General features: G+C 71.7%; 25 protein-coding genes. 11 read left to right on the forward strand and 14 right to left on the reverse strand.

Features of this window, described 5'->3' with window-relative positions:
* Window positions 1–17 precede the first annotated feature (17 nt).
* The 7 genes from FY030_RS09230 to FY030_RS09260 form a co-directional block, all read right to left on the reverse strand.
* Complete coding sequence (locus FY030_RS09230; RefSeq protein ID WP_158061243.1) at window positions 18–1,571, reverse strand: AMIN-like domain-containing (lipo)protein; 1,554 nt, start codon at window positions 1,569–1,571, stop codon at window positions 18–20.
* Window positions 1,568–2,074, reverse strand: a complete 507-nt coding sequence (locus FY030_RS09235; protein ID WP_158061244.1) for a SigE family RNA polymerase sigma factor — start codon at window positions 2,072–2,074, stop codon at window positions 1,568–1,570. Before FY030_RS09235 ends, FY030_RS09230 begins: the two co-directional genes overlap by 4 nt.
* 171 nt (window positions 2,075–2,245) lie before the next feature.
* Window positions 2,246–3,337: a hypothetical protein gene (locus tag FY030_RS09240; protein WP_158061245.1), complete on the reverse strand. Its 1,092-nt coding sequence runs from the start codon at window positions 3,335–3,337 to the stop codon at window positions 2,246–2,248.
* On the reverse strand, window positions 3,334–4,359 hold the full coding sequence (locus FY030_RS09245) for an NAD(P)H-dependent flavin oxidoreductase (protein WP_158061246.1): 1,026 nt from the start codon (window positions 4,357–4,359) through the stop codon (window positions 3,334–3,336). Before FY030_RS09245 ends, FY030_RS09240 begins: the two co-directional genes overlap by 4 nt.
* Before the next feature lie 70 nt (window positions 4,360–4,429).
* Entirely contained in the window at window positions 4,430–5,731 is a 1,302-nt protein-coding gene (locus FY030_RS09250) for a deoxyguanosinetriphosphate triphosphohydrolase (RefSeq protein WP_238348657.1), read from the reverse strand.
* Between the two features lie 5 nt (window positions 5,732–5,736).
* Window positions 5,737–6,294 (reverse strand): hypothetical protein, encoded by a 558-nt coding sequence (locus FY030_RS09255; RefSeq protein WP_238348208.1) that lies wholly within the window; start codon window positions 6,292–6,294, stop codon window positions 5,737–5,739.
* A gap of 34 nt (window positions 6,295–6,328) precedes the next feature.
* Window positions 6,329–6,595 carry a DUF2277 domain-containing protein gene (locus tag FY030_RS09260; RefSeq protein ID WP_158061247.1) on the reverse strand — a complete coding sequence of 89 codons (267 nt, stop codon included), beginning with the start codon at window positions 6,593–6,595 and terminating at the stop codon, window positions 6,329–6,331.
* On the opposite strand from FY030_RS09260, the gene FY030_RS17075 reads away from it, so the two are divergent.
* The 5 genes from FY030_RS17075 (at window position 6,596) to FY030_RS09280 (ending at window position 10,038) form a co-directional block, all read left to right on the forward strand.
* Window positions 6,596–6,718 carry a hypothetical protein gene (locus FY030_RS17075; RefSeq protein ID WP_272950507.1) on the forward strand — a complete coding sequence of 41 codons (123 nt, stop codon included), beginning with the start codon at window positions 6,596–6,598 and terminating at the stop codon, window positions 6,716–6,718.
* 254 nt (window positions 6,719–6,972) lie between these two features.
* Window positions 6,973–7,809 (forward strand): helix-turn-helix domain-containing protein, encoded by an 837-nt coding sequence (locus FY030_RS09265; protein ID WP_158061248.1) that lies wholly within the window; start codon window positions 6,973–6,975, stop codon window positions 7,807–7,809.
* 32 nt (window positions 7,810–7,841) lie between these two features.
* Window positions 7,842–8,276, forward strand: a complete 435-nt coding sequence (locus tag FY030_RS09270; RefSeq protein WP_238348209.1) for a VOC family protein — start codon at window positions 7,842–7,844, stop codon at window positions 8,274–8,276.
* Window positions 8,277–8,362: 86 nt separating this feature from the next.
* The gene (locus FY030_RS09275) at window positions 8,363–9,139 is read left to right on the forward strand and encodes a YqjF family protein (protein WP_192498554.1); all 777 of its coding nucleotides are present in this window, start codon (window positions 8,363–8,365) and stop codon (window positions 9,137–9,139) included.
* 2 nt (window positions 9,140–9,141) lie between these two features.
* The gene (locus FY030_RS09280) at window positions 9,142–10,038 is read left to right on the forward strand and encodes a sulfurtransferase (protein WP_158061251.1); all 897 of its coding nucleotides are present in this window, start codon (window positions 9,142–9,144) and stop codon (window positions 10,036–10,038) included.
* Window positions 10,039–10,099: 61 nt separating this feature from the next.
* Here the strand turns inward: FY030_RS09280 and FY030_RS09285 are convergent, their stop codons facing one another.
* From FY030_RS09285 to FY030_RS09295, 3 genes are read right to left on the reverse strand one after another with little or no spacing between them, the layout of a single operon-like run.
* Window positions 10,100–10,630, reverse strand: a complete 531-nt coding sequence (locus FY030_RS09285) for a type 1 glutamine amidotransferase domain-containing protein (RefSeq protein ID WP_158061252.1) — start codon at window positions 10,628–10,630, stop codon at window positions 10,100–10,102.
* A gap of 51 nt (window positions 10,631–10,681) precedes the next feature.
* Window positions 10,682–11,878 (reverse strand): tRNA dihydrouridine synthase DusB, encoded by a 1,197-nt coding sequence (gene dusB, locus FY030_RS09290; RefSeq protein WP_158061253.1) that lies wholly within the window; start codon window positions 11,876–11,878, stop codon window positions 10,682–10,684.
* A complete protein-coding gene (locus tag FY030_RS09295) occupies window positions 11,875–12,813 on the reverse strand; it encodes a LysR family transcriptional regulator ArgP (protein WP_158061254.1) in 939 nt (312 codons plus the stop codon). Before FY030_RS09295 ends, dusB begins: the two co-directional genes overlap by 4 nt.
* 82 nt (window positions 12,814–12,895) lie before the next feature.
* On the opposite strand from FY030_RS09295, the gene FY030_RS09300 reads away from it, so the two are divergent.
* Window positions 12,896–13,507, forward strand: a complete 612-nt coding sequence (locus FY030_RS09300; RefSeq protein ID WP_158061255.1) for a LysE/ArgO family amino acid transporter — start codon at window positions 12,896–12,898, stop codon at window positions 13,505–13,507.
* A gap of 82 nt (window positions 13,508–13,589) precedes the next feature.
* On the opposite strand, the gene FY030_RS09305 is transcribed toward FY030_RS09300, so the two are convergent.
* The 3 genes from FY030_RS09305 to FY030_RS09315 form a co-directional block, all read right to left on the reverse strand.
* Entirely contained in the window at window positions 13,590–14,453 is an 864-nt protein-coding gene (locus FY030_RS09305; RefSeq protein ID WP_158061256.1) for a hypothetical protein, read from the reverse strand.
* The gene (locus FY030_RS09310) at window positions 14,450–14,989 is read right to left on the reverse strand and encodes a SigE family RNA polymerase sigma factor (protein ID WP_158061257.1); all 540 of its coding nucleotides are present in this window, start codon (window positions 14,987–14,989) and stop codon (window positions 14,450–14,452) included. The genes FY030_RS09305 and FY030_RS09310 overlap by 4 nt, the downstream gene beginning before the upstream one ends.
* A gap of 71 nt (window positions 14,990–15,060) precedes the next feature.
* Window positions 15,061–16,470, reverse strand: a complete 1,410-nt coding sequence (locus FY030_RS09315) for a glycine--tRNA ligase (protein ID WP_158061258.1) — start codon at window positions 16,468–16,470, stop codon at window positions 15,061–15,063.
* Between the two features lie 56 nt (window positions 16,471–16,526).
* Here FY030_RS09315 and FY030_RS09320 point away from each other — a divergent pair, with 56 nt between their 5' ends.
* Window positions 16,527–16,856 carry a DUF6703 family protein gene (locus FY030_RS09320; protein WP_158061259.1) on the forward strand — a complete coding sequence of 110 codons (330 nt, stop codon included), beginning with the start codon at window positions 16,527–16,529 and terminating at the stop codon, window positions 16,854–16,856.
* Window positions 16,857–16,971: 115 nt separating this feature from the next.
* Here the strand turns inward: FY030_RS09320 and FY030_RS09325 are convergent, their stop codons facing one another.
* On the reverse strand, window positions 16,972–17,913 hold the full coding sequence (locus FY030_RS09325) for a PDDEXK family nuclease (RefSeq protein WP_158061260.1): 942 nt from the start codon (window positions 17,911–17,913) through the stop codon (window positions 16,972–16,974).
* A 234-nt stretch (window positions 17,914–18,147) separates the two neighbouring features.
* On the opposite strand from FY030_RS09325, the gene FY030_RS09335 reads away from it, so the two are divergent.
* From FY030_RS09335 to FY030_RS09350, 4 genes are read left to right on the forward strand one after another with little or no spacing between them, the layout of a single operon-like run.
* Window positions 18,148–19,254, forward strand: a complete 1,107-nt coding sequence (locus FY030_RS09335) for a metal ABC transporter solute-binding protein, Zn/Mn family (protein ID WP_158061262.1) — start codon at window positions 18,148–18,150, stop codon at window positions 19,252–19,254.
* Complete coding sequence (locus FY030_RS09340; RefSeq protein WP_158061263.1) at window positions 19,251–20,036, forward strand: metal ABC transporter ATP-binding protein; 786 nt, start codon at window positions 19,251–19,253, stop codon at window positions 20,034–20,036. The genes FY030_RS09335 and FY030_RS09340 overlap by 4 nt, the downstream gene beginning before the upstream one ends.
* Window positions 20,033–21,076: a metal ABC transporter permease gene (locus FY030_RS09345; RefSeq protein WP_158061264.1), complete on the forward strand. Its 1,044-nt coding sequence runs from the start codon at window positions 20,033–20,035 to the stop codon at window positions 21,074–21,076. Before FY030_RS09340 ends, FY030_RS09345 begins: the two co-directional genes overlap by 4 nt.
* Entirely contained in the window at window positions 21,073–21,477 is a 405-nt protein-coding gene (locus tag FY030_RS09350) for a Fur family transcriptional regulator (protein ID WP_158061265.1), read from the forward strand. Before FY030_RS09345 ends, FY030_RS09350 begins: the two co-directional genes overlap by 4 nt.
* The last annotated feature ends 126 nt before the right edge of the window (window positions 21,478–21,603 follow it).

A 21,603-nucleotide genomic window follows, 5' to 3' on the forward strand; every position in this document is an offset into this window, starting at 1 on the left:
CCACGCCCCGGCGGCGCTCAGGGCGTCTGAACGTCGACCACCAGCCGCAGGGGGTCCTGAAGCAGGAAGACCCGGTAGGGCCGCGGCTCGCCGTCCAGCCCGACAAAGACCTGCAGCTGCCCCTCGAAGGGCGTCGTCCGGATGACCTCGTAGACGCCGCCAAGCCGGTGGGTGTCCAGCCCGAAGTCGCCGCCGTCGTAGACCGGGTCGCCGGGCCCGGGGTAGGCCATGCTGTTGAGGACGATCTCCAGCACCGAGTCGCCGGCAATTGCGATCGGCAGGCCCGAGCCATCGCGCAGTGGGTTGGGGGTGTACGCCGCAAGCCACCCGGGTCCGGCCGCCTCCGGCTCGCTGGCGAGGTCGAGGACGATCCGGTCGAAGCCGTCGTGCGTGCCTGCCCGGACGCTCGGGGCGTAGATCCCACCGCCGGACGCCGGCCACGGCTGGCCGACCCACTGCTCGTCGGGGTCGAGGAACGCCGGACCGGAGGCGGGTGCCGGGGACGCTGGTGGCGTGCTCGGAACCGAGGGGGTGCTGGGGTCTGACGGGGTGCTGGGGTCTGACGGGGTGCTGGGCGGCGACGTCGGGGCAGCCGGGGTCGTCGGCGCAGCCGGCGTCGTCGGCGCGGCCGGCGTCGTGGGGGCGGCCGGCGTCGTCGGCGCGGCCGGTGTCGTCGGGGCGGCCGGTGTCGTCGGCGCGGGCCCCACCGTGGGCGGGGCAACCGCCGGCGGTGTGGAAGCGGCCGCCGGCGACTCGCCGGGTCCTGATGGCGCCTCTCCGCTGGCCTCTGCTGGCGTGCTGGGGGCGTCGGTCCCGGTCTTGCTGGTGGTGGGTGGTGCCTGCTCCACGTCGACCGCCGTGGTGTCGACCGAGAGCAGCAGCCAGCCATGGTCGAGCGTGTGCAAGGTGCCGCCGTCGGCGAGCACGTCGAGCCAGAAGTCCTCAGCCTCCTGGGCGGGGGCCGGGCACCCGACATCACTGGTCACCAGGTCCCCACCAGCGAACGAACCGTCTGCGGCCAGCTGCAGGTCCTGCTGGAACCAGCCAGCCCCGCAGTCGTCGGCGACGAAGCCCCAGCCGCCGCTTTCCGTACCGGCGAAGGAGAAGATGGTCGTCGCGTCCGAGCCGACGACCTGCGTCGCGCTCCGGTCACTGCCCCATACCTGGTCGCTCAGCTCCCACGAGGTCCCGGCGAGCTCCTCGGGGTCGGCGACCTGCACCTGAGCGTGGGTGTCCGCGACGTCCCGCTCCCCCGCCTCCGACGGGGCCAGCACGAAGGTGGTCAACCCCGACGGCAGGTTCGCCACGTGCGGCTGCACCGGCCCGCTCTCGCCCCCGAAGACGCCCGCCTGCCACACCAGCCCGGCCACGGTGGCGAGTGCCACGCCGCCCAGCACCCCGGCCCCGGCCCGCTTGCGGGAACGACGCCGACGGCCGCTGCTCCAGTGCTCGTGCGGGTCCAGGCTCTCCTGCTGCCCGGGCCACGAGGCGTCCTCAAGCAGGGCCACGACGTCCAGGGCCGGGCCCCCGTCACCCCGGCCGGTCCCGTCCACGTCATACCTCTCGTTCATCGCTGCCCCTCCCACTGCTGCTCAGCGGTCCCACGGGCCGCCAGCTGCTCCCGCATCCGGGTAATGGCCTGGTGGGACAGGCTCTTGACGGTGCCGACCGCGATCCCCATCACCTCGGCGGCCTGCGCCTCGGTGAGGTCCTCGAAGTAGCGCAGCACCAGGGCTGCGCGCTGCCGGGGCGGCAGGGTGCGCAGCACGTCGTGCACCTCCGCGTCCCGGGCCCGGCCCTCCGCACCGTCACCCACACCGGCGTCCGGCATCGTCTCCACCATCGTCTCGTGGCGGGTCTTGCGCCACCACGAGATCCGCTGCCGATAGATCACCTTGCGCACGAAGGCGTCGGGGTGCTCGACCTTCTCCCACTTCTCGGCCAGCGCGATGAGCGCCTCCTGCAGCAAATCCTCGGCCTGGTCCGGGTCTCCGCACATCAGATATGCCGCGCGCCTCAACCGCCCCTGCCGGTCCTGCACGAACTGCGTGTAGGCGGGGTCGGTCGTCACCACGGCGCGCCTCCTCTCGGCTTCCGTTGACGGTCTCACCCACCCTGTCGCGCCGCCGGACGCAAAGGTTCAGTTGCATTCAGGTGCGGGGAAGCCGCACGCCTCCTCGAGCGGCTGCGCCTGGATCTCACACCCGGTGTCACGCCCGGGGGGGATAGTCGACCGTCGGTCCGGTCAGCCGCCGAAGGCGGGGTAGGCCGGCAGGTCCAGCCTGCTCCCCTGCCGCCAGGTGCGCAAGGCCCACGTGACGGCTTCATCGCAGAGCGCGGCAGTGTCCGGCAACTCGTCGGCGCACTCCCGCACCACCCAGCGCCAGCGGGAGACAAGCAGGGCCCGGAACGGCGGGCCTGCGTGGTCGGGGTTCATCCTGCGGTCGGCGAGCGCCCCGTCGAGCAGCCACATCGCCCCGGTGACGACCCACAGCGCGACCGCGCCCCGCACCTGGCGAGGCCAATCCGGGTCCTGCGCCAGACCGGGAAGGACCGTCTCGGCGCCGGTGGTGAAGGCCGACAGCATCGAGGAGGTCAGCCCGGACGGTGGCGCGAAGACGCACCAGCAGGTGGAGAACGGCTCAGCCGCGTAGGCAGCCTCCAGCGCGGCGTGCCGGATCCCGGTGCCCTCCAGGTCCAGAAAGCGCACCCCACCGGGGGTGAGGACAGCGTTGTCCGGGCACGCGTCACCCGGAGCCAGGACGTGCCGAGCACTGTCGGCCGCCAGCCAGTCCACCAGGTCGGCGATCTCGGCAGCGGCCGCGGCGCCGTGCCGCAGCCCGGCCACCTCCCGCAGCCGGGTCAGGCCGGTCTGCGGGTTGCGGCGCAGCGCCTCCCGATCCTCTGCAACGGCAGGCCCGAGCGCCTCCCGCACCGGGGCCGGCAGTGAGCTGGCTGCCCGCAGGGTGCGTCCCAGCGCACCTGCCCAGGCCAGGGTCTGCTGGTAGGCCGTGTCGGCGTCCAGGCCGAGCAGGATGTCCGCGAGGGTCGGGTGGCTCCCCAGGTCCTCCATCAGCAGGCTCGCGGTGGCCTCGTCGCTGGCCAGCAGGGTCGGGGCCGAGGGCAGGTGGGCCAGGCCGACCCGCTCGCGCTGGAAGCCTCGAGGCACCGCGCCGCCCGTCGCGTCGTGCGTGAAGGTCTTCGCGACAACCGAGGCGCCCCACTCCGCCGGGCCGGAGCGGACGGCATACCGCAGCACCGTCGAGCGGCGCGAGCCGCCGAGGTCGACGGGGTCGGCGAGCTCAACGCCCGGCGGGAGCCAACCAAGCGAGTTCACCCGGCGAGCTCGCGCACGATCTCGCCCGCGGGGCGCTCCTGGGCGGCCCGCCAGCCGGACCCTGCCCAGATGTGGATCCCGTGCACGTCTCCGGCGTCCGCCGCCGCTCGGCGCAGGGGCTTGGTGAGCTGGTCGACGACGGGGAAGGCCGGGGGCACGTGGCCCTCGTGCCGGTCCACGAAGGCGTTACGCACCGCGCCCGCGGTCCGGCCGGTGAACGCCCGCGTGGTGACCCGTTCGGTGAGCGATGGGTCGCGCAGGGCCGCGCGGTGGGTCTGGGAGGTGCCCGCCTCGGTGGCGAGGAGCAGCGCGGTGCCGACTTGGACCGCAGCGGCTCCAGCGTCCAGGGCCCGGCGGACGTCGCCCGCCGTGGTGATCCCCCCGGCGGCGACCAACGGCACGTCCACCTCGGGGGCCACCACCTCCAGCAGGCCCAGGTGGTCGATCACCTCCGGTTCCGCCTCCGGATCGTGGGTGGCGCGGTGGGCGCCCGCCTCATGCCCCTGCAGGACGAGGACGTCAGGTTGGACCGCGAGTGCGTCTCTGGCCTCGGCCAGCGAGGTCACCGTGACGTGCACCTCGATCCCGGCGGCACGCCACCGGCCCACCACGTGTGCGGGAGGCACACCGAAGGTGCAGGAGACCACCGCCGGCCGGAGCGTCTCGACCAGAAGCACCTTGTCCGCCCAGTGGTCGGTGTCTCCCCATGAGGGGTGTCCAGGCGCGACCCCCAGCGCCTGTGCCTCCGGGATCAGCCGGTCGCGGAAGTCGCTGACCGCGGCCTCGTGCCTGGCACGGGCGGGCGGGCGCGGGATGAAGAGGTTGACGCCGAAGGGGCGCTGGGTGAGGTCGCGGGTGTGGACGAGGTCGGCAGCCAACTGCTCGGGGGTGCGGTAGCCGGCGGCCAGCATCCCCAGGCCCCCGGCGTCGCTGACGGCAGCGGCCAGCAGCGGGGTGCTGATGCCGCCGGCCATGGGGGCCCCCACGATCGGGAGGTCGAGCGCGGTCAGCAGGCTGGTCATCTGGGGCTCCTGGCGTGGTCTGTGGGGACTTTTGGCGTGGTCTGTGGGGACTTCTCGCGTGTTCTGTCGATCAGGCGGTGCCGGGTGTGGTGCGGGCGAAGATCGCGAGGGCGCGGACATCGGAGAAGGAGGCAACCTGGTCGATGACCGCGCGGCGGGCCGCGGCGTCGTCGCTCGACCTCTCCGCGGCGTCCCAGGCCTCGCGGTGGACGGGGTCCAAGAGCCTGGGATCGGCCAGGTAGCGCCGGACCAGTTCAGTGATGACCTCTCGCTCGTGGTCCATTACCGCGCGCCGCTCTTCGCTGAGCATGACGAAGTGTGCGGCCACCGCCTTGAGCATCGCGGCCTGGGCCCGGATGCGGTCCGGGACCACCAGATCAGCGGCGTAGCGCGTGAGCACGCCCGGACCGTAGCGTTCCCGGCTCGCCAGCTCGACGGTGTGCACGAAGTGCCCGATGAGGCGGCTGGTCATATCCTTCAGGGCCGCCAGGTCAGCCCGGGTCCCGGTGTGCTGCATGGGGACCACGCCACTGTCCAGGACGGACGCGAGGGCTCCCCTCAGCTCGTCGACAGGGAGGTCGGGGGCATACCAGTCGTGCGCGAGGAGGGCGACCTGCTGCTGGATGCCACTATCCCGCAGGGCTTTCGGCGCGACCCTTCCGGACGCGATGGCGTCCTCCACGTCATGCACGCAGTAGGCGACGTCATCGGACCAGTCCATCACCTGCGCCTCCAAGCAGAGGCGGTGCGGCGCCTCGGCCGGTACGCCCTCACGCACCCAGCGGAAGACCTCGACGTCGTCGGCATAGACGCCGAACTTGCCCGCGGCGGTCTCGTCCGACCCCTCCCCCCGCACCCATGGGTACTTCATCGCGGCGTCCAGGCTGGCCCGGGTCAGGTTCAGCCCGGCGGGACGGCCGTCGGCGTGGACCCGCTTGGCCTCCAGCCGAGTCAGCACCCGCAGCGTCTGCGCATTGCCCTCGAACCCCCCGATGTCGGCGCTCAGCTCATCCAGCACGACCTCGCCGTTGTGGCCGAACGGCGGGTGACCGATGTCGTGGGCCAGGCACGCGGCGTCGACGACGTCGGCGTCGCACCCCAGCGCTGCGCCGAACTCCCGTCCGATCTGCGCGACCTCCAGGGAGTGCGTCAGCCGGTTGCGGACGAAGTCGTCGCTGGTCGGCGCCACCACTTGGGTGGTGGCGGCCAGCCGCCGCAGTGCCGCGCTGTGCAGCACCCGCGCCCGGTCCCGGGCGAAGTCGTGCCGGTCCGAGCGCTTCTGCGCCGGATCCTCGGCCACCCATCGCTCCCGGTCCGCAGGGGCATACCCGCGCACGCGCGCCCCCCCGATAGGCACGTCGGTGCTCGGCAGGCTGGTCACAACCCCGAGGGTATGCGGTGTGAGCCCCGCAGCCGCCGCGCCGCCTGCGCCAGCACCGGCCGGAGGGGTCGCGTCGGGACCTCGGCATACCCTCCGTCCTCTAACCCGGCCTGCCGTTCGAAGAAGCTGCGGGACGCCCGGTCGCCGGTGCGCAGCCAGGACCAGGCCATCGAAGCTGCGTAGAGCGGCAGGAAGGGCAGGCCCTGGCAGGCCGCCCACTGGCGCGAGTGCGTCAGCTCGTGTCCGAACAGGGCAGGGCGGCGGGCGACCAGCAGGTCCAGGTCATGCCGGGAGATGATCACGTCACCGACGGTGAAGGCGCCACCGGTAGGAAAGGCCCAGCGGTAATAGTCGGCCAGGATGCTGCGCCGCGGTCCTCGCCGCAGCCGTGCTCCCCCGGCGCGGGCCAACACCAGGCCCAGGGGCGTGGACAGGTTGACCCAGTTGAGCAGGTGCCGCGCGGCGTCCCCCCGGGTGGTGGGCAGCGCGTCGGCGGCGAGCGAGGGATGCCGGGGTCCGGGTGACGCCCGGCGCAGCTGTAACGCCCGACTCACGGAAGGCACCCAGCGGCGCGGTGGTGCACGACGCTCAGGCGTACCGGGCGCGGGCCCGCTCCCGGGCCTTGTCGGCCTCAACCTGCCGGTCCTTCGGCGGCGCGGTGGTCACCAGCGAGTCGAGCAGCTCCTGGGTCGCGGCGGCAATCGCCTCCGTCGCCCTGGCGTAGGCCTCCTCGTTGGCCCGTGCCGGCTTGCTGGCGCCCCCGACCTTGCGGACATACTGCAGCGCCGCTGCTTGCACCTCCTCGGCGGTCGCAGGCGGCGCGAAGTTGTGGAGCGGGCGGATGTTGCGGCACATGTGAGCCATGCTGCCACGGACTGGACCGACCCGGGGGTCGTTCGCGGCGGCGCTCGCGCGTTGCTGCACCGCGGGGACGCCGTCGCCGACCTGCGCGAGCGCTGGGGACGGCTGGACCTTTGAGCGGGTTGCGGCAGGCTCCCGGCGAGCCTGGCCATGAGGTCACCCTCGGCTGGCCAGACGTACCGAAAGCAAGGAAGTGCAGGGAGACATGGTGCTTTCCCGCCCAGCGGGCAGCACGTCAGGGCGTACCGGCGAGGGGCCATCGGGTGCAGGATTGGTTCAGTGACGACCATGACCAGTCGACTCGCCCCCTCGCGGACGAGGCTGAGGCGGCCTCCCCTCCTTCTCGCCCAGCTGGTTGATGAGGAGCGTCCATGAGCCCAGGCACACGTGATGACATCGCCGGGCTGCTGATGTCCGTCCGGCGCGGGGAAGCCGCGTCCCTCGAGCAGCTGGCGGCCAAGGCCCACCTGAGCCGCTTCCACCTCTCCCGGTTGTGCCAGGAGCAGCTCGGCTTCCCGCTCCGGGACTTCCTCGCGGCAACGCGGGTCGATCGGGGGATCGAGGTGCTGCTCGACGGACATCAGGTGACTCGTTCCCAGGTGGAGGCAGGACACGAGTCGGCCTCCAGCTACCACCGGGCCTTTGTGCGGCATACCGGCATGTCCCCGTCGCGGTTCCGGACCCAGATGGGGGCGCTGGCCGCGCACCTGATGCGGCACCAGGACGACAGCTCGACCGCGCTCGCCGCCGTGCACCGGACCTTCCGGCCAGAGGACCACCCCCAACCGCACGCACTCACCCTTCGGGTCGACGGAGCCGCACCTAAGGGCGCGCTCTTCGTGGCGCTCCACCCAGAGCCGATCGTCAGGGGTGAGCCGCTGCTCGGGATCGCGATGCTCGGGACCTCCGAGCACCTGGTCACCGCGATCCCGGACGGGACCTACTACCCGATGGTCGTCGAGGTGCCTCGCGCCGCCGACCCGCGCGCCTACTTCCAGATGAGCACCAACCGGCGCCAGCTGTGCCGCGCGCCCGTGACCTTCCCCCTGGAGCGGCCCACCACAGTCCCCCTCGCCTTGCGAGAGCTCCTCCCGACGGACCCACCCATCACGCTCAACCTGCCCAAGCTCTTCCTCGACGCGGTCTCTGGCCGGATCGACCTGAGGTCAGCAACTCAGGACAAGTGGGCAGCACCCCGCACTGACTAGCGTCGTGGCCACCCCAGTCTTAAGGAGACATCATGGCCACGCTGTCGACATACATCGCCTTTCTCGGGAACGCCGCCGAGGCGTTCACGCACTACCAGGAGGTGCTCGGAGGCGAGCTGCACCTCATGACATACGGCGACTTCCCGCCGATGGAGGGGATGCCGTTCGAGCCCGACCCGGCGTCGGTCGCGCACGCCCGGCTCGACCTGGACGGCGGCACGATCACCGGCGGGGACGCCATGCCCGGCGAGGACTACGCCATCCGGGACACCGTCTACTCGCTGCTGTACGAGGTCGACGACGTGGACAAAGCCAGGGAGTTGATCGACAAGCTGGTGGCGGCCGGCGGCTCGGTCAACATGCCGTTCGAGCTGGCGCCGTGGGGGTCGCACTACGGTCAGGTCTTCGACAAGTTCGGCGTGATGTGGTCCTTCGACGTGGCCATGGCCGAAGATCTCGGCGGCTGAGCCGGTCGGCCTGCCGTCGGGGGCCAGAGGTGCCAGGGTGAAGGGATGGGACGATCTGGCCGGCCGAGCACGCCAGGTGGGCACCGGTGAGCGGCCGCCAGCCGGAGGAGCCGGTGCGCCTCCCCGTCAACCGGCAGACCTGGCAACACCTGACCTTCCTGCACTACCGCTACCCGGTGGCGCAGGTGCAGCGGCTCGTGCCCGACGGGCTGAGCGTCCAGGAGTGGGGCGGCACGGCGTGGGTGGGCATCACGCCCTTCCTCATGCGCGACGTCAGCGTGCCCAGTCTGCCCCCGCCCCCGGGCTGGGGTGCGTTCGCCGAGCTCAACGTCCGCACCTATGTGCAGGGGCCCGAAGGCCGCGACGGCCTCTGGTTCCTGGGGATGGTCGTGCCTCGACTGACGTTCGTCGTGGCGCTGCGCAGCCTTGGGCTGCCCTACGCCAGGGCCGCCGGGCAGGTGGACGTGCACGGAGCCCGGTGGGGCTACTGGTTCCACACGCCGCAGGACCGGCTGCCTTCCGGGGATGACGCCGGCCGCCCAGACCCCGCCCGCCACACCTCCCCCTGGTTCGAGGCCAGAGTGGACGTCCGAACGCCGGTGGCCACCGCGGAGCGCACCCTAGAGCTCGACTCGATCACCGGCAGGTGGGCGGCCTACCACCAGAGGGCCGGCATCCTGTGGCGAACCCCCGTCCGGCACGAGGTCTGGCCGCTGCACCACGCCGAGGCCACTGGCAAGCTCACCGCCCCGCTGCGGTGGGTGGGTCTGCCCCCGCCGACCGAGCCCCCGATGGTGCACTCCTCCCCCGGGGTCGCCACCAGGCTTGGTATGCCGCGCCCGGCGACCGCCCGTAGGGTCTGACCATGTCGTCATCGCCGTCCCCGCACGCACCGTCGGACCCGTCCCGAGGCTTGGGGGCCCTGCTCTCCCCCGCCGAGCTGCAGGCCCTGCTGGTCGGCCCTGAGCAGGAGCGCCCCACACTGGTTGACGTGCGCTGGGTCCTCGGGGCCGGCACCGAGGCCAACCGGGCCGCATACCTGGAGGGGCACGTGCCGAGGGCGGTCTTCCTCGACCTGGAGACAGCCCTGTCGGACCCGGTGCGCGAGGACGGGCAGGGCGGACGGCACCCCATGCCCTCCCGCGAGCGGGTGCAGAGCGCGCTGCGCGCCGCGGGCGTGCGGCAAGACGGGGCGGTGGTCTTCTACGACGGCGGCCGGAGCCTGGGCGCCGCCCGGGCCTGGTGGGTGGCCAGCTACTACGGGGTGCAGGCCGCCGTGCTCGACGGCGGGCTGGCGGCCTGGCGGTCAGCCGGCCTGCCGGAGGTTGAGGGTGAGGTCGAGGCCGAGGAGGGAGACATCGAGCTGGTCACCGGGGGGCGAGAGCTCCTCGACGCCGCCGGGGTGCAGGCGCACCTGCACGCGGGCGGGCAGCTGATCGACGCCCGCCCGGCTGACCGCTACCGGGGGCAGAACGAGACCATCGACCCCGTTGCCGGGCACATCCCCGGCGCCCTGTCCCTGCCGGCCCTCTCCCTGGTGCCGGACGGGCCCTTCGTGGACAGCGAGGGCCTCGTGCAACGGCTGACCGAGGCTGGGGGCGCCACCGATCGGCCCACGGCGGTCTACTGCGGCTCCGGCGTGCAGGCTGCCCACCTCGCCCTGGCCCTGGAGGCGCACGGCGTCGGGCCGAGGCCGGCCGTCTACGTCGGGTCCTGGAGCGACTGGATCAGCGACCCCTCACGGCCCGTCGCGACCGACTAAACACACAGCACGAGGGGCCGGGATGACCCCGGCCCCTCCGTCGCGTGCTGCGGCGCGTGCCTCAGCCCTGCGCGAAGACGTTGACCAGCTCGCGGTTGAACGCGGGCAGGTCGTCGGGCGTGCGGCTGGACACCAGGGTGTCGTCGACGACGACCTCCTCATCGACCCAGGTCGCGCCCGCGTTGCGCAGGTCGGTCTTGAGCGAGGGGTAGGAGGTCATCGTCCGCCCCTGCAGGATGTCCGCCTCGGTCATGATCCAGGCACCGTGGCAGATGACGGCGATCGGCTTGCCCTCCGCGCCGAAGTGGCGGGTGAACGCGACGGCGTCCTCGTCCATGCGCAGCTTGTCAGCGTTGCCGGTGCCGCCGGGCAGGACGAGCGCGTCGTAGGAGGTGGGGTCGGCTTCGGCCACGGCCCTGTCGACGTCTTGGGTGTGGCCTTTCTTGCCCTCGACGCTGTCGCCGGAGGGCGCGATCAGGTGGGCGGTGCCCCCGGCCTCGACGACGGTTTCCCAGGGGCTGGTCAGCTCGCTGTCCTCGAAACCGTCGGTCAGCAGGAAGGCGATGGTCTTGCCGTTGAGTCGTGGGGTCATACCGTCCACGCTAGGTCGGGCTAGCGACCCATGCAGGTCGAAGGCGCGCGCTCAGCCGCCGGAGACATCCAGCTCGGCCTGGGCGATCGCCGTCCGCTGCTGCTCGTTGAGCTCGCGCGAGTCCAGCCACCGGTCGGGCAGGGCCACGACCCGGGCGGAGCCGGCACGCCCACGCTGGCCGTCGGCCGCCTCGCCCGGCCAGGGCTGGTCCAGGTCGAGGGTGTCGATGAGCGAGTCGAGGTCTGCCAGCGTGTTGACGAGGGCGAGCTGGCGGCGCAGCTGCCCACCGACGCGGAATCCCTTGGTGTACCAGGAGATGTGCTTACGGATGTCACGGCAGCCCTTGGCCTCGTCCCGGTGGAACTCGACGAGCAGCTCGGCATGCCGGCGAAGCACACGGCATACCTCGGCCAGGGTGGGCTCGACCCGGACCTGAGAGCCGGCGAAGGCGGCGGCCAGGTCGGCGAAGAGCCACGGCCGGCCAAGGCAGCCACGCCCCACCACGACGCCGTCGCAGCCGGTCTGCTCCACCATGCGCAGCGCGTCCTCCGCCGACCAGATATCGCCGTTGCCAAGCACCGGGATCGTGGTGACGGCCTGCTTCAGCTCGGTGATGCGGCTCCAGTCGGCCTGCCCTGAGTAGGCCTGGGAGGCCGTGCGGGCGTGCAGCGCCACCGCGGCGGCACCCTCCTCCTCGGCGATCCGGCCGGCGTCCAGGAAGGTCTCGTGCTCGGCGTCGACACCTACGCGCATCTTGACGGTGACTGGGATCTGCGCCGGCGCGGCCTCTCGGACCGCGGCCCGGACGATCCCGCGGAAGAGCTCCGTCTTCCACGGCAACGCCGCGCCTCCGCCTTTGCGGGTGACCTTGGGCACGGGGCAGCCGAAGTTGAGGTCGACGTGGTCAGCACGGTCCTCGTCGCGGAGCAGACGCACGGCGGCGCCGACGGTGGCGGGGTCGACGCCGTAGAGCTGGATCGAGCGCGGCAGCTCCTCCGGGCCGTGCTCGATGAGCTTCATCGTCACCGGAGTGCGCTCCACGAGGGCGCGGGAGGTGATCATCTCGCTGACGTACAGCGACGTCGCGCCCGTGGCCCCGCCTGCGGCCAGGCCCTCCTCGCCATACTCGCGGCACAGCTGGCGGAAGGCGCGGTTGGTGATCCCGGCCATGGGCGCGAGGACCACCGGGGAGTCGATGGTGTGCCGCCCGATCTGCAGGGGCGGCAGGAGAGAGGTGAGGGTGCTCATGACCCCTTGATTGTCCCATCCGGGACGACCTGTCCGGAATCGTGCGGGACCAGGGTCGTGTGGGCCTGCTCGATAACACAGTCGGAGAGCACTTCCAGGGTGCGCGAGGGGAGGCGCCAGGCAAGCCAGTGGAGCGGGACGTCATGGTGGGGACGGCGTGACACCGGCACCAGCGCACCCGCGGCCAGGTCCTCCTGGGCCCACGCCTCGGGAATCATGGCCCACCCCATGCCCAGGCGCACCGCCTCGGCGAACTCCCGGCTGGAGCCGATGTAGGACGCGGGCGGGTCGATCTCCCTGCGCACCCACCGCCGCGCCACCCGGTGTTGCATCGTGTCCTTGCGGTCGAAACGCACCATCGGCGCCCGGTCCAGGTCCGCTGCCCGAGCCCCGCGGGGCAGCCACCGTGCGCGAAAGTCGGGTGTGCAGACCGCCACGAAACGCAGCGACCCCAAGGGGCGGATCCGGCACCCTGCCACTGGAGTCGGGTCGGCGGTGACCGCGGCCAGCGCCGCACCCGAGCGAACCAGGCCCGAGGCGTGCTCTTCGTCCTCGCGCACGATGTCGAGGGTGATCCCCAGCTGCTCCTGCGCCCTGGCGAGTCCTGGCAGGATCCAGGTCGCCAGGGAGTCTGCGTTGACCACGACCGGCACCAGTGGGTGTGCCGACGCGCTCGTCTCGGGGACGAGCTCAGTCAGGGCGTCATGGACCAGCAGGTCCCAGTGACCGGCCAGGCGCAGCAGCACCTCCCCCGCCGTCGTCGCCGTGACCGGCTTGGCGCGTCCCACGACGACCTGGCCCACAGCCTGCTCGAGCGCCTTGATCCGCTGGGACACCGCTGAGGGCGTCACGTGCAGCCTCGACGCCGCCCGTTCGAAGGTCCCCTCGTGGACCACGGCCTTGAGCGTGGCCAGGGCAACGGGGTCCAACCTCATGAAACGATGCTAACCGTCACCCAAGATCATTCATCATCCTGATGCGGCTCGGACAGCCCCACCCGGGCTAACGTGGTCGCCCGTGACCTCCCTCGGCGTTCTCCTCACCGGCTTCCTCACCGGCCTGGGACTGATCGTGGCCATCGGGGCGCAGAACGCCTACTTGCTGCGGCAGGGGCTGCGTCGCGCTCCGGTCGCCCCACTGGTCCTGCTCTGCACCGTGGCCGACGCCGCACTGGCCTTCCTTGCGGTGCTCGGCATCGGGGCGATCGTCGCCGCATGGCCACCCTTCCTCGACGTGGCCCGCTGGGGCGGCGGGCTGTTCGTCATCGGCTACGGCTTGCACGCCGCCTGGCGCGCCCTGCGCCCCACGGAGGCACTCAACGCGAAGGGTGGTGGGGTCGGCTCGGTGCGCAGGTCCATGGCGACGATGGCTGCCTTGACCTTCCTCAACCCGCACGTCTACCTCGACATGACCCTCGTCGGCAGCATCGCCAACACTCACGGCTCCGACGGACGCTGGTGGTTCTACGCCGGCATGGTCACGGCGAGCGCGCTGTGGTTCAGCTCCCTGGGCTTCGGGGCCGGGCGCCTGGCGTCGTTCTTCGCCCGGCCCCGTGCCTGGCAGCTGCTCGACGCCGGGATTGCCGTGGTCATGCTCACCATCGGGTTCAGCCTCATCCTCGGCCCCTGAACCAGCGGCCAGGACGCGGTGCGTGACGGTCGATCGGTGGTCGACCGGCGACAGTCGACCGGTGACGAGCAGTCGGCACGGCTCACTCGCCGGCGACCAGGAAGGCCCACCGGCCCGAGGCGTCGACCCCGACCCGCCAGCCGCTATACCCGATCCCGGAGCCGCGCATGAGGTCCACGTCCTGCTGGGCGTAGAGCCCGCTGTCCACCAGGCGCGCCCAGTCCTGCTCCGTCTCCACCTCGGCGGGCCAGCGGTAGGGCGCGTCCGGTGCGTCCTGGCCCGGCTCGAAGCGCGTCAGCAGGGTGGTGACGGCAGCAGCCCGCTCCGCGCCCTTGTCGCCCGAGAAGGCCTCCTGCGGGCTGGCCACGCCGAAGGAGAGGTGGGTATCGTCCTGCTGGGCCAGAGCTGCTAGGCCGTCCAGGTCGCAGGCCGCGGCCAGCTCGAGCACCTCCAGCGCCCGGTCCGTCGTAGCCTCCGGCAGCCCTTCGGCCACGAGCACCGGATCGGGGTATGCCGTGCCACAGGGGTCGATCGGCCCGGCCGGTGCCGGGTCCTCGGTGGTGAGATCCTCGCCGGTCGCGTCGGTCCCCGGGTCCTCGGTGGTGACATCCTCGCCGGTCGCGTCGGTCCCCGGGTCCTCGGTGGCTGGCCCGTCTACGTTCTCACCCTCGGTCGGCCCGTCGGGAGCCTCGTCCTCGACCGAGGTGACGGCCGGGCTGGTCGGCTGGTCCGCGGGGCCGTCGAAGGCGTCAGGGTCGGACAGCAGCCCTCCGCCGAGCCACATCGCCCCGACGAGGGCTGCGGCCGCGGTCAGGCCGCCAGCGGCCTGCACGGTCTGCCGGCGCCGGCGCACCACCCGCCCCTGGGCCCACACCTGCTCAGTGAGGTCGACGTGCGGGTTGTCGCCCGCCGCGCGCTCCAGAGCCTCCCTGAAGTTCTCGTTCATCGCTCTCCTCCCCCGGTCCGAGTGCTGCCGGCCACCTCGGGCATCAGCGACCTCAGCTTCTGCAGCGCCTTGCTGGCCTGGCTCTTCACCGTGCCAGTGCTGCACCCCAGCGTGTCCGCGATGTCTGCCTCGGACTGGTCCTCGAAGTAGCGCAGGACGATCACGGCTCGCTGCCGTGGCGGCAGCTGGGCGAGGGCCTGACGCACCTGCGAGCCCTCGACCCAGGCGTCCACCTGTGCCGGGACCACGCCGCTGTTGAGCAGGTCCGGCTCCCCGGCCTGCACGGCATACGGGATCTCTCGGCCCCATTTGCGCCAACGGGAGACCGCGTCGCGGTAAAGGATGCGCCGGACGTAGGCGTCAGGCGACCCCTCGCGGACGCTCTCCCACCGGGAGGCGAGCTTGATGAGGGCGTCCTGCACGAGGTCCTCCGCAGCGTGGTGGTCGCCGCAGTAGAGCCGTGCAGCCCGGATCAGCGGGTGCTGCCGGGCCCGCACGAACTCGGCGAACTCGGCGTCCGCTGTCGTGGCACTCATGCCTGGTGAACGCTCAGAGGGGCCTGTCGGGTTGCCTCGCGCTCCGGAATCTCGGTGGCGAGGGGTATGCCTCAGGCGCCGACGAGCCGCTGGGCGAGGTAACCCTCGACCTGGTCCAACGCCACCCGCTCCTGGCTCATCGAGTCGCGGTCACGGATGGTGACGGCGTGGTCCTGGGGCGTGTCGAAGTCGACCGTCACGCAGTAGGGCGTCCCGATCTCGTCCTGGCGGCGGTAGCGCTTGCCGATGGCGCCCGCGTCGTCGACGTCGACCATCCAGTGCTGGCGCAACTGGGCGGCCAGGTCCTTGGCCTTGGGGGTCAGGTCGGCGTTGCGCGACAGCGGCAGCACCGCGACCTTGATCGGGGACAAGCGCGAGTCCAGCCGCAGCACCACGCGCTTGTCGACCCCGCCCTTGGTGTTGGGAGCCTCGTCCTCGGCGTAGGCGTCGACGAGGAAGGTCATCAGCGAGCGCCCGAGGCCGGCGGCCGGCTCGATGACGTAGGGCGTGTAGCGCTCCCCGCTGGCCTGGTCGAAGAAGCTCAGCTCCTGGCCCGAGTGCTCGCTGTGGGTGGTGAGGTCGAAGTCGGTCCGGTTGGCGATGCCCTCGAGCTCGCCCCACTGCGAGCCGGTGAAGTTGAAGCGGTACTCGATGTCGACGGTCCGCTTGGCGTAGTGCGAGAGCTTCTCCTGCGGGTGCTCGTAGTGGCGCAGGTTGTCCGGGTTGATGCCGAGGTCCGTGTACCACCGGGTGCGCTCGGCGATCCAGTACTCGTGCCACTCCTCGTCCTCGCCTGGCTTGACGAAGAACTCCATCTCCATCTGCTCGAACTCGCGGGTGCGGAAGATGAAGTTGCCCGGGGTGATCTCGTTGCGGAAAGACTTGCCGGTCTGGGCGATACCGAACGGCGGCTTCTTGCGCGAGGTGCCCAGCACCTGGCCGAAATTGACGAAGATGCCCTGCGCGGTCTCCGGGCGCAGGTAGTGCAGGCCCGACTCGTCCTCGACGGGGCCGAGGAAGGTTTTGAGCATCATGTTGAACTCGCGCGGCTCGGTCCAAGCCTTGTTGCCACAGCTGGGGCAGTTAATAGAATCCAGGGGGACGTCGTCAGGGTTGATCGCAGCACCCTCGCGGCCCTTCTTGGCAGCCTTGTCCGCCACCGCCTCCTGCAGGTGGTCCACCCGGAAGCGCTTGTGGCAGGACTGGCACTCGGTGAGCGGGTCGGAGAACTCACCAACGTGACCGGAGGCGACCCAGACCTGGCGGGGCTGGATGATCGAGGAGTCCAGACCGACGACGTCGTCGCGCATCTGCACCATCGAGCGCCACCACTGGCGCTTGATGTTCTCCTTCAGCGCCGTGCCGAGGGGTCCGTAGTCCCAGGCCGAACGCGTCCCGCCGTAGATCTCTCCGGCGGGGAAGACGAAGCCACGACGCTTGCACAGGGACACGACCGTGTCGACGGTGGAGGAGGGAGCCATGCGGGCCAGTCTAAGCAGGGGCCGGGGCCGGCTCGGACCCGGTTTAGGCTGGTCCGGTGTCCACCCCACGCCCGTCCCCCGAAGCCGCCCCTGCCCAGGGCCCCGGGCCACTGCGTCAGCGCATCGAGCAGGCCAGCCGGCCGCTGCTGGAGCCACTGGCGAAGCTGCCGGTGTGGCTGCCGTTCCTGCTGCTCCTGGTCCTGGTGCTGGTCGGCGGATTCCTGGGCGGCCCGGTCGGTTGGGTCATGGTCGTGCTGGCGCTGCTGTTCATCCTCTGGCTGCTCTACCTGTCCTGGCCCCGCCTGGCCCCGGTGGAGCGCGTGATGCGCATTGCGGTCCTGGCGGTCTTCATCGCCGTCGCTGCGACCCAGATCCTGCCACGCTAGTCCCCTCCCTCTCCCTCTCCCCCTCGACCGCGCCGCGCTTGAGGACAGGCGCCGCTGTTGCAACGGTGGCGGGGAGCTCGAACCGTGGCGCCCTGGCCGGGACGGATCAGGTCGGCTAAGCCCGGCACCCTCGCGAGGACATCCGCGCCCCGGCTTCCACGAGCTCCCTGATCACCTCGGGTCGGTAGAGCTGAGCCCAGGTGATCCGGACCACCCCGTAGCCGAGCCGCCGTATCCGGTCCTCGCGCACCTTTTCCCGCACGAGCGCCCTCCGTCCGTCCACCCCGTCGTACTTCACCGCCCCGTCGAACTCCACCACGACGCCGAGGTCCGGCAGGTACAAGTCCACGCGGGCGACGAACTCACCGTCGTCCGTGATGACGAACTGCGGGCGGACCCGGTAGCCGAGCAGGAGCAGGATGGTCCGCAGCCCGCTCTCGCCGATCGACTCGGCCGACGGGTCCGCCCGGCGGACCACCTGGCGCGCCCGAGGCGTCCCCGTCGCGCGCGGCAGGTCCCGCAGGCCCTTCTCGAGCTGTGCCCTGGTGACAACCCGGGCCCGCAGCGCGGCGTCGGCCAGGCCCTGGGCACCGATCTGACTGCAGGCCAGGATCGCGCCGAGGACCGCGGCCACCGGCCCTACGCTCCACACGCCGCCCACCTGCCGAAAATGTGCGCGCTCACCCGGGCACCGGTGCACGGCGAAGGCATCCCGACGACGGCCGTGACCCGTCCCGGACCGTCTCGTCACATGGACAAGCTCAAGGTCGCTGGCCAGCAGCGGAAGCCCCAGCAGCACCGCGGCGCTCTGGTGACTGGCGGCGAACGTGGCGGGTGAGGTGGCCAGCACACCCCGCAGCCGCAGCAGGTGCGCATCCTCCGGACCAGCCTGGGCCAGTCGCGCCGAGTCGACATAGCCACCACGACACACGCGGGTCAGTGTCCCCGTCGCCAGCAGCCGCCGCAGGTCTGTCGAGCCCAGCCCGAGGTGCTCGGCTGCGGCTGCGGACGAGAGCGCACCGCCGTGGGCGTCGAGGTAGGCCTGCAACAGCGACATCGAGACAGCCTGGCAAAGCCAGCGAGTCTGGAGTGTGGGCCCAGCGTGGCCCTGTGGAAAAGTTCGGCCTTCGGCTCACCGGAGTAGGGGCAGGGGGCAGAAGGACCGAGCCACACCTTCGGACACCCCACCACCGTTGCAACCGCGGCCAGAGCATCCACGCGTGGCTCGGTACAGACGGTGCCGGATCGGCTCGGATTTGACAACCATTCTCATTCGCAGAACGCTGGAGCTATGACGCGACCCCCTACGGCCCCTGTCGCCCTTGCCGCCCTCACCGCCCTGTCCCTCACGCTGGGGCTCGCGGGCTGCGGCAACGGTGACGACGGGGGCAACGGCACTGACACTCACGGCGGTGACAACAGCGGCGCGAGCGCCGGGGCCGGGCAGGAGGGGCAGCTGTCAGTGGTCACCAGCTTCTACCCGATCGAGTACCTCGCCTCGCGAGTGGCCGGCGAGCACGCCGAGATCAGCACGCTGACCTCCGCAGGCGTTGACCCGCACGACGTGGAGCTGACGCCGCGGCAGGTCGCCACGCTCGGGAGCGCGGACCTGGTGCTCTACAGTGCGGGGATGCAGCCTGCCGTGGACCAGGCGATCGGGGTCGAGGCCGCTGGCGCCTGCGTCGACCTGGCGCCGCACGCAGACCTGCTGCTGGTCGGGGAGAGCCCCCACGACGACCACGACGACCACGACGCGCACGACGACCACGATCATGATCACCCGGACGACGCGCACGACGAGGACGACGAGCAGCACGCGCACGACGAGGACGACGAGCAGCACGCGCACGACGAGGACGACGGGCACGACCACGGGCCCGAGGATCCTCACTTCTGGCTCGACCCGGAGCGGTACGGCCAGGTCGCCGAGGTCATCGCGGCGGAGCTGATCGTGGTCGACCCGGACAACGCGGCCGGTTACGAGGCCAACCTGGAGCTGGTGCTGGCCGAGCTGGATGAGCTGGACCAGGAGTTCGCCGAGGGCCTGGCCGAGTGCCGCAGCCGTGACCTGGTGACCACGCACGAGGCGTTCGGCTACCTCGCCCACCGTTATGACCTGCGGCAAACGGGGATCACCGGGATCACGCCGGACTCCGAGCCCTCCCCCGCCCGCCTTGCCGAGGTCGCCGCCCAGGTCAAGGACCTGGACGTCCAGGCGATCTACGCCGAACCGATCCTGCGCGACGACATCGCCCGGACGATCGCCAACGAGACGGACACCGAGGTGCTGACGCTCGACCCCGTGGAAGGCATCACCGACAGCTCCTCCGGATCCACCTACGCGGAGATCATGCGGGCCAACCTCGAGTCGTTGAGGCAGGGCCTGGGCTGCTCATGATCCGCAGCGAGGGCGACATCGCTGACCCCGCGGGCAGCGGCACGATCGACACGGCCGAGCCGGTGGTGTCGATGCACCGTGCCGCGTTCGGCTACCAGGGCCGTCCGGTGGTGACCGATATCGACGTCGAGGTCCGTCGCGGCGAGGTGGTGGCCGTCCTGGGGCCCAACGGTTCTGGCAAGACCACCCTGGTCAAGGGGCTGGTGGGTCTGTCGGAGCACCTCTCCGGCGAGGTCAGCGTGCTCGGCACCCCACTGGCCCGGCTGCGCGACCGGACCCGCATCGGCTACGTGCCGCAACGGCATACCCTCGTCGGCGGCGTGCGCGCCACCGTGACCGAGGTCGTCGCCACCGGGCTGCTCGCCCGCCGCCCCTGGTGGCGACGGGCCTCCCGCGCGGACCGTGCGGCCGTGCAGCAGTCGCTGGAGACGGTCGGGCTGGCGGACCGGGCCCGTTTCGACGTCGACACCCTCTCCGGGGGACAGCAGCGCCGGGTGCTCATCGCACGGGCCCTGGTCGCCGAGCCAGAGGTCCTGGTCATGGACGAGCCGACGGCCGGCGTCGACCACGCCAGCCAGGCCGTCCTGGCGGGCGTCCTGCAACGTCTCGGTGCCGAGGGCACCACCATGCTCGTCGTCACCCACGAGCTGGCTGCCTTGCGCGGCGTGGTGGACCGCATCCTCGAGGTGGACACCGGCCACCTGGTCTTCGACGGCACGCCGCGGCGGTATGCCGTGCACCAGGCCGAGTTGGCCCGCGCGGCCGGGAGGGGGTCAGCGTGAGCGAGATGATCGCGCTGGAGTTCATGCGCAACGCGCTGGTCGCGGCCCTGTTCGTCGGTCTGGCCGCGCCGATGGTCGGGATCTTCCTGGTGCAGCGACGGCTCTCGCTCATCGGCGACGGGCTTGGCCACGTGGCGTTGGCCGGAGTGGCGATCGGTGTCGTCACGCAGACCAGCCCCGTGTGGTCAGCGCTGGTCGCCGCCGCCATCGCCGGTGTCCTGATCGAGCTGATCCGGGCCCGGGGGCGAACCTCGGGCGACGTGGCGCTGGCGCTGATGTTCTACGGGGGCATCGCGGCGGGCGTGGTCATCATCAACCGCGCGGACGGCGGGCAGACCGGCAACCTCACCGGCTTCCTCTTCGGCGCGATCACCACCACCTCGCGCGAGGACCTCGGGGTCTTCGCCGTCCTCTCGACCGCGATCATCGCGGCGACCGTTGTCCTGCGCGACCGGCTCTTCGCCGTGGCCGGTGACGAGGAGTACGCCCGCGCCTCGGGTCTGCCGGTGCTCGCGCTCAACATCGTCCTGGCCGTACTCACCGCGGTGACCGTGGTGGTCGCGATGCGGGTGATCGGGCTGCTGCTCATCAGCGCGCTGATGATCATTCCCAACGCCGCCGCCCAGCAGTTCTCCGGCAGCTTCCGGGCCGCGGGGTGGTGGGCGGTGCTCATCGGTGTGGTCTCCTCCGTCGGCGGCGTGGTGACCTCGTTCTACGCCGACACCGCCTCCGGCGGGACGATCGTGCTGCTGGCCATCGCCCTCTTCGCCGTCGCCGCGCTGGGGGGTGCTGTCCGCCGCGCCATCGCACTGGCCCGGCACCGGCACGCCGAACGGCACCCGCACGAGCACGGCCCCGGCTGCGGGCACGATGTGGTCCCGCACGGCGACCACGTCGACTACCTGCACGACGGTCACCGGCACGCGGCGCACGAGGGCCACTACGACGAGCACGCATCCCAGGTGCACCCGCACGAGCACGACCCGCTGGGCGTGCCGCATACCCTCGAAAAGCCGAAGAACCAGGAGGCCGCACCGTGACCACCACCCGTCGCCCCACCCGGCAGCAGAGCGCCGTCGTGGCGCAGCTGGCCGAGCTGGACGACTTCACCAGCGCCCAGGAGCTGCACGCCAGCCTGCGCGACGCGGGGGCCAAGGTGGGTCTGGCGACCGTCTACCGGACGTTGGCCTCGATGGCTGCCGCCGGTGAGATCGACACCCTGCGCACCGACGAGGGCGAGGCCGTCTACCGCAAGTGCTCCACCGGGCACCACCACCACCTGGTCTGCCGCGGGTGCGGCCGCACGGTGGAGATCCAGGGCCCCACCGTGGAGCGCTGGGCGGACACCGTGGCCGCCGAGCACGGCTTCACCCAGGTGGAGCACACGCTCGAGGTCTTCGGGGTCTGCCCAACCTGCGCCCACACCGCCCCCACCCACTGACCGAACACGCCGAAGGCCTCAAGAGAACACGCCAAAGGGCTCGAGCGAACACGCCACAAGGGCTCAGGGAACACGCCCCGGTGTCCTGTCGGGCCTTCTGCCGTGTCCTGTGGGGAGGGGTGCGGG

Source organism: Ornithinimicrobium pratense, assembly GCF_008843165.1.
Taxonomy (GTDB): domain Bacteria; phylum Actinomycetota; class Actinomycetes; order Actinomycetales; family Dermatophilaceae; genus Ornithinicoccus; species Ornithinicoccus pratensis.